3 protein-coding genes and 2 pseudogenes are annotated in these 5,346 nt (G+C 39.0%); 3 read left to right on the top strand and 2 right to left on the bottom strand.

Annotated features, from left to right (window positions below; all coding sequences use genetic code 11):
- Positions 1-291: helix-turn-helix domain-containing protein (locus J671_RS24100; RefSeq protein ID WP_264665482.1), on the bottom strand; the 291-nt coding region annotated here is incomplete at its 3' end.
- Positions 292-404: 113 nt separating this feature from the next.
- On the opposite strand from J671_RS24100, the pseudogene J671_RS24095 reads away from it, so the two are divergent.
- The 3 genes and pseudogenes from J671_RS24095 to J671_RS24085 all read left to right on the top strand — a co-directional run.
- Positions 405-1,862: pseudogene (locus J671_RS24095) on the top strand (poly-beta-1,6 N-acetyl-D-glucosamine export porin PgaA); the annotation flags it as partial.
- Entirely contained in the window at positions 1,862-3,691 is a 1,830-nt protein-coding gene (pgaB, locus tag J671_RS24090) for a poly-beta-1,6-N-acetyl-D-glucosamine N-deacetylase PgaB (protein ID WP_031983724.1), read from the top strand. The pseudogene J671_RS24095 and the gene pgaB, both read left to right, overlap by 1 nt.
- A pseudogene (locus J671_RS24085) lies at positions 3,691-4,356 on the top strand (glycosyltransferase); the annotation flags it as partial. The gene pgaB and the pseudogene J671_RS24085, both read left to right, overlap by 1 nt.
- Before the next feature lie 53 nt (positions 4,357-4,409).
- On the opposite strand, the gene J671_RS24080 reads toward J671_RS24085, so the two are convergent.
- Complete coding sequence (locus J671_RS24080) at positions 4,410-5,342, bottom strand: IS5-like element ISAha3 family transposase (RefSeq protein ID WP_004812228.1); 933 nt, start codon at positions 5,340-5,342, stop codon at positions 4,410-4,412.
- Between the last annotated feature and the right edge of the window lie 4 nt (positions 5,343-5,346).

Genomic DNA, 5,346 nt, shown 5'->3' with positions numbered 1-5,346 from the left:
TACATTCATTGTTTGATCCAAATCAGGAAATGTCTTTAAACGCTTTGCTATTTGCTGAGGAGACCATAAACAACGGATCGCTTCAACAATAAATTTCCAGAGGATTGAATCGATTTTGAGTTTTCTGTGACCACGTCTACGTCTAGCGAAGGTGTTATCAGAAGCATATCGAGCTTGATAAACGTCATTGATGCTATTTCTTTTAAGCTCACGATAGATCGTACTAGGATGTCTTTTAATGAGTTCAGCAAATTTTCTGGCTGAAAAGCCTTCTTTTCTTGACTCAAGCATTAATGCAGTACGATCTTCAAAGTTAAGATGATGGTATGACAATTTTATATACTCCATAAACCCTTTAAATTAATTAGGTGGTTTATGTCGCACTTCAAGTTTTACTCTGCCGTTATTTGGCGGAGCAGAAGCCGAAGCAAGCTGAACTTGCTTATAAGACTCTTCTAAACGAAAAAAATTATCCGGATATGATCGTCTATACCGGATTGTATTATTCCTATATTGAACAGGAAAAATATAAGGAAGCTGAACAGCTTTTGGCAAAAGTTGATCACCTTATTCCGACTTATAAATATAGTCAGGCGAAGGGTGTAGATAAAACAAGCCATCCTGATCGTGATGATTATATTGCTTTAAAAGGGATGCATTTAGCCTACGCTAATCACCTGGATCAAGCTGAACAGCACTTTCAAAAAACAGTCGAGCAAGCACCTGCGAATGAGAGCCTGATTAATAATCTTGCGCGTGTAGAACGGTGGAGAGAAAAACCGCTAGAGGCAAAAAAAACAATTTCCCGGTTAAATGGTATAGATCCGATTGCTAAAGACACTCGCATTAATGAAATGCAGAATGCTCAAGCTTTAGGTGATATTCCGACATGGCGGAAAACCACTCAAAACTTAGTGCAATATTATCCTGATGATAGTGGTGTCATAAAAAGCCGCAAAGAGTTGGATGATCGTAATAGAGCCACAATTTCACACTCAACTACTTGGGGCCAAAGTAAGGCCGACAATAGTGATACTGTAAGTGGGCAGAATGGTTTAAAAGACCGTGAAATGGAAACACGTCTTAATAGCCCTTGGATTAAGGATAATTATCGTTTATTTGCTTGGCATCAAGATCGTTATGGTGAATACAATTTTGGTGACGTGCATAACCAGCGCTATGGTGTGGGGGCCGAATGGCAAGCTAATCGTAAGGCATTGTCTGCGATCTTGTCGCAAAGTACAGATGGCGGACAAGCAGGTGTTCGTCTTGATTGGTCTCAGTGGTTAAACGATCACTGGCAGTATCAATTGCAATATAACAGCCAGGCTGACATCCCTCTACAGGCAATTGATGCGGGAGAAGATGGCCAGTCTTACCGAGCTGCTTTGACATGGCAAAAAGATGAATCACGTCAAATTGGCGCAAGTTACGGTCTGACTGATATCAATGATGGTAATAAACAACAAGAATTTTCAACTTTTTGGCGTGAAAGACTATTTGCGGCGCCGCATCACATTACTTATGGCACTGTTCGTGGTTTTTATGGCAGTAATAGCCAAGATCAAACTACTTATTTTAGCCCAAGTTCGCATTACAGCGCGGAGTTGAACTTAAGCCATGACTGGGTGACTTGGCGTGAATATGAGCGTTCATTTAAACAGCATTTCGAGGCTGGAGTGGGGCTTTATAAACAAGCCGATTATTCCACTAAGCCAACCTATTCTTTGCAATATCAACATCAATGGCAGCTATCACGTACATGGCAACTCAATTATGGAATTGGTTGGCAATACCATCCTTACGATGGACATGATGAACAGCATACCTATGGTATTTTCGGATTTGAAGGGCGTTTTTAATGAATAATTTATTTTCGAAAATGTTGAGCTGTGCTTTAGCTTCAACGTTGTTACCTCTGCAATTTACATATGCCCAAATAGAAAAAGATTTACCAAAAAATCATACAGTTTCTTTAACTTTTCATGATGTCAGAGATGATGTTTTAAAAGAGGGCGATCGGGATATTTATGCAATTCAAACTAAAAATTTAGCGCAATTCTTTGACTGGTTGAGTCAATCTGACTGGAAGCCAATTCGCCTGAAAGATATTGAAGAGGCTCGTAAGCAAGGTAAAGAACTACCTCATAATGCTATTTTGTTAACCTTTGATGATGGTGCTTTAAGTAGCTACAGTCGTATATTTCCATTGCTCAAGCAATATCGGATTCCGGCAGTTTTTGCACTCCCAACCAGTTGGCTTAACGGTAATACAAAAGCTGGCTATGAAGCCTATGGACAAGGGAACTTAGTCAATTGGAAGCAAGTACGAGAAATGCAGGCTTCTGGCTTAGCTGAGTTTGCGAGTCATAGTGATGATTTGCATCATGGTGTGCTTGCTAACCCTCAAGGGAATGAACAACCCGCAGCAACTTCTTATATGTATTTAAAATCACAAGCGCGTTATGAAACGGATGTGGAATATCAGCAACGTATTTTAAAAGATTTAAAAAAATCTCATGATGTTTTAAAAAAGGAATTGGGTGTAGAACCAAAAGCAATTGTATGGCCGTATGGTGCGGTCAATCAGCAGTTAGAAAAACTAGCTCAACAGGCAGGTTTCACTTTTTCTTTTAGTTTAGGACGTGATGGGGTAAATCAGATTAATGACGTTACCTTTAAACGTAGTCTTATGGTGGATAACTCTACAGCTGAACAGTTGTCTGAGACCTTACTCAATATCTTGAACTCGGCAGAGAAAGATTTATATAAACAGCCAAAACATTTTGTGAGTATGGATTTAAAACAATTAGCTGCTTCAACCAATATTCAGTCAGATGAAAAATTAGGGGCATTGTTATCCAAACTTTATAGCTTAAAAAACAATACGCTGATATTGAAGCCTTTAGATGATCAAGATGGAGATGGGCAATATGACGTTGCTTATTTCCCAACAACTCAAATGCCAGTTAAACAAGATATCTTAAACCGTAGTCTATGGCAGGCACAGACTCGTGCAGGACAAGCGGTCATTTTAGAGTTACCTGTATATCCTCAAAAAAATAAACCGTTTTTGGTGGCAGATTTAGCTAAAGATATCGCACGTTTTAATAGCAATTTAAGTGGTATTCAACTTAATGCCGGAACTGCTTTAAATTGTGCTATGCAAAGTGCAACGATAAAAGAAAGTAACTGTGTTGAACAAGTAAAGCAATTATCACAACTGAGTCAACTGACTCAAAAAGCTGCAAGGCCTTATTTGAATATGAGTAATCAGGCCCAGTTTAGTCTGCTGCTTACACCTGACTTAGAGCATATCGATCAATTGCCAGCGCTTTTAAAATCACTGTTAACCCAACATGATTTAGTGAATCTAAAATTTAATGTTGTGGGTAAGCAGAAACAATTTAAACATGTCTTAGAACTTTTAAATACACTTGATGCGAAATACAAGCAACGAATTATGCTGACTTTAACATTACCAGAAAATGATCAGAAAAATGCTTGGCAAGAGGTGAAACAAAGTCTTTTCGATATTCAGCGAACAGGTATTCAGAAATTTGGGGTTGAAGGTTATACCTTTGAAAATTCAAAAAATGTTCATGAGTATTTATATAACCCAATGAGCTTGAATTCGAGTTCGGTGATGTATCAACCCTTCGCTGGTTTAGCAACTGAGGGGAAAAAGTAATGAGAGTATTACTCGATATTCTATTTGCTTTTGCCTTTTTATATCCTTTGCTTATGGCGTGGACATGGATGGTAGGTGGCCTCTGGTTTTTCTTTAAAAGAGAATACCATGAACAACAGTTACCTGAGCCTTCAAATGAAGGGTGCAGTATTATTATTCCTTGTTTTAATGAAGAAGCTCAGGTAAGGCAAACGATTCGTTATGCCTTACAAACAAAATATCCAAATTTTGAAGTGATTGCTGTCAATGATGGTAGTAGTGACAGAACTGCAGAAATTCTTGATGAGTTGGCAGCTAAGGATACTCGATTAAGGGTCGTGCACTTAGCGGAAAACCAAGGTAAGGCAGTGGCTTTAAGATCGGGAGTTTTAGTAAGTAAATACGAATATTTAGTTTGTATTGATGGAGATGCTTTACTACATCCTCATGCTGTACTTTGGCTTATGCAGCCATTTCTAAAATTTCCTCGTATTGGAGCCGTCACTGGAAATCCTAGAATTCTCAACCGTTCAAGTATATTAGGGAAATTACAGGTTGGTGAGTTTTCTTCAATTATTGGATTGATTAAGCGGGCGCAGCGTACGTATGGTCGTATTTTTACAGTATCGGGTGTAATTGTTGCATTTAGAAAAACTGCTTTAGTCCGTGTTGGATTTTGGTCTGATGGGCTTTGTTGCATAAACATTCAAAAGCTGAGTTCTCCCCAATCCATTCAAATTTAAGACACAACTTGGGTGCGAGGTCTACCTAATTCCGTAAATCTATTCAGAACTGCCACACGCGCATGAATTTCATTGACCTGACTTTGAAAATGTCTTGCCGTCAGCCTATCACCTAATAATTTGATGCAATGCATCTTGGTTTCCACCAAACTACGACGGTGATAACCCGACCATTTTTTCCATAGGGTTCTGCCTAAATGTTTAACCGTTTGAAGTAACTCATTTCGTTCTATTGAACTTATTTTAGAATCTTTCCAGGGCTTGGCATTCTTTCTGGGTGGAATTACTGCATGTGCTTGACGATCTGAAATCACTTTTCTGCAGCACTTCGTGTCGTACGCGCCATCGGTATAGACAGAATCTATTCGCTCATCTAGTGGAATTTGATCCAGTAAATCACCTAGTACTTGTGAATCACTGACATTATTTGTAGTAAGCTGAACGGCACGTATTTGCAGTGTTTCAGCATCTATACCAATATGCAGTTTACGCCATTGCCGACGGTATTCAGGCTGATGTTTTTTACGCTTCCATTCGCCTTCACCTAAAAACTTTAAACCCGTAGAGTCGACAAGTAGGTGTAACCCATCATGACTTTTCTGATAGCTTATCGCAATATCAATATGCTTTTGTCGTCTACAAAGGGTGGAGTAATCTGGTGCTGTCCAATTCAAGCCACAGAGTTTAATCAGGCTTTGAACAAAGCCAGTAACCATACGTAAAGAAAGACGGAATAGAGATTTGATCATTAAACAGCATTGAATCGCTGTATCGGAATAAGTTTGATTTCGTCCTTGCTTGCCTTGTGGTTGTGCATACCATTGCGTCTTAGGATCAAACCAGATTGAAATATTTCCTCGCTTGATTAAAGCTTGGTTATACGAGGACCAATTGGTTGTACGATAGATTTTAGGTGTAGGCTTCTTCATCTGG

This window comes from Acinetobacter sp. 1130196 (genome assembly GCF_000588095.1).
GTDB lineage: Bacteria > Pseudomonadota > Gammaproteobacteria > Pseudomonadales > Moraxellaceae > Acinetobacter > Acinetobacter nosocomialis.
This window is presented reverse-complemented; position numbering and strand designations above follow the sequence as displayed.

Bases quoted from the DNA above. Each gene is read 5' to 3' on its own strand.
- pgaB (WP_031983724.1), top strand. From the start codon at position 1,862: ATGAATAATTTATTTTCGAAAATGTTGAGCTGTGCTTTAGCTTCAACG.
- J671_RS24080 (WP_004812228.1), bottom strand. From the start codon at position 5,342: ATGAAGAAGCCTACACCTAAAATCTATCGTACAACCAATTGGTCCTCG.